Source organism: Synechococcus sp. R6-7 (genome assembly GCF_047461695.1).
GTDB lineage: Bacteria > Cyanobacteriota > Cyanobacteriia > Thermostichales > Thermostichaceae > Thermostichus.
Genome location: NZ_JANSHS010000428.1, coordinates 1 through 1,612, shown reverse-complemented (window position 1 = coordinate 1,612; position 1,612 = coordinate 1). Strand labels below are relative to the sequence as shown.

1 protein-coding gene is annotated in these 1,612 nt (G+C 57.4%); it reads left to right on the top strand.

Annotated features, from left to right (window positions below; translation table 11 throughout):
* The first annotated feature begins 425 nt into the window (after positions 1–425).
* Positions 426–1,502, top strand: coding sequence for an ABC transporter substrate-binding protein (locus NW815_RS12165; RefSeq protein ID WP_414390548.1), 1,077 nt, complete (start codon positions 426–428; stop codon positions 1,500–1,502).
* Positions 1,503–1,612 lie beyond the last annotated feature (110 nt).

Below are 1,612 nucleotides of genomic sequence, written 5' to 3'. Positions count from 1 at the left end.
GAGATCTGCAGGTTACTTCGAGCGCCGGTCATGTTCGGTGGCTACAGGTTTGGGATAGACCAGGGCAAGGCTGGTTTCGGGTTTTGTTCCTCTTGCCATTTGCGAACTGAGGTGCTGGCCCCAGGGCAGCTTGGCCTCCCGCCGATGGAACCGAACGCCAACGGCTCTCGTCTGCAAGTGCCGGTAGCCGGAGATACCGCTCTGCCCAAGGGTTTCTGGCTTAATGGGGTGTCGCAAGTTACAGCCTGTTCACAAATTAAGGGATACAAAACTTAAGGGATACAAAACATCGTGTTTCTGAGGCTTGACTCCGATGAGGTTTAGAACAAGTAGGTTTACAACCGTATCCGTAGCCCCTCAATAGGCTGTACCTGCATCTTTGGCCCCCTCGCACCTTGCAAGGATTAGCTTAGGGAGAATGGATTATGGCTTCGTCTCAACCCTCTGACTCGAACACCAAGGCTCTGAGCCGCCGTCAGCTTCTCAAAGTGGGAGCCGCAGCCCTTGGGGGCGGTCTGCTGGCGGCAGGGGGCGCCCAAGCTCAGCGCAAACCCTCTCCCACCCTGATCGTGGCTCAGGGATCCGGTCTGGATCGCGTTTCCTACGCTACCAACTGGTATGCCCAGGCGGAACATGGCGGCTTCTATCAGGCGGTGGCGACCGGCATCTACCGCGAGCATGGCCTGGATGTAACCATCAAGATGGGTGGCCCCGGCATCAACATCACCCAAGTTTTGGCCGGTGGAGCTGCCGAGTTTGCCATGGGGGGAAGCACAGGGGTGATCAATGCTGTGCGAGAAGGGATCCCTTTGGTGTGTGTGGCAGCCATTTTCCAGAAAGACCCGCAGATCATCATGACCCACCCCGGCACCCAGCGCCTTGAAGAGCTCAAGGGCCGGCCCATTTTCGTCTCGAAAGGGGGGCTTGCCACCTACTGGCCCTACCTAAAGGCCCGCTTTGGCTTCACCGACGATCAGGTTCGTCCCTACAACTTCAACCCCGGCCCCTTTTTGGCGGATCCCAGCTCAGCTCAGCAAGGCTATCTGACATCCGAGCCTTTTGCCATCCAACGGGAAGGGGGATTTGAGCCGGTGGTCTTCCTCCTGGCGGATTTGGGCTACAAACCCTATGCCACCACCATCGAAACCCGTCGCCAACTGGTGGAAACCAAGCCCGACTTGGTGGAGCGATTCGTGGATGCCTCTATCAAAGGCTGGTACAGCTTCTTGGAGGATCCCCGTCCGGCCTATCGCTTGATCAAGCAGGACAACCCGGAGATGACCGATGCCCAGTTGGCCTACAGCTTCGAGAAACTGCAGGAGTACGGCATCATCTTGTCCGGCGATGCGCTGGAAAAAGGCATTGGCGCCATGACCGACAAACGCTGGCAAGACTTCTTCGACAGCATGACGGTGGCCGGCGTATTTGAGCCAACCATCAACTACCGGGCTGCCTACACACTGGACTTCGTCAATAAAGGCACTGCCTACTACACTGCCTGACGGACTTCCACCCTTGGCGCTTCTCAGCCCAAGGGATCCCCCCTCGCCCCCAGCCCCTCTTCCACCAAGGGAGAGGGGAACTATAGTCATTTCAAACTAGATTGAGACAC

What these genes read in the sequence shown, in the direction of transcription:
- NW815_RS12165 (WP_414390548.1), top strand. Translation starts at nt 426, where the DNA reads ATGGCTTCGTCTCAACCCTCTGACTCGAACACCAAGGCTCTGAGCCGC.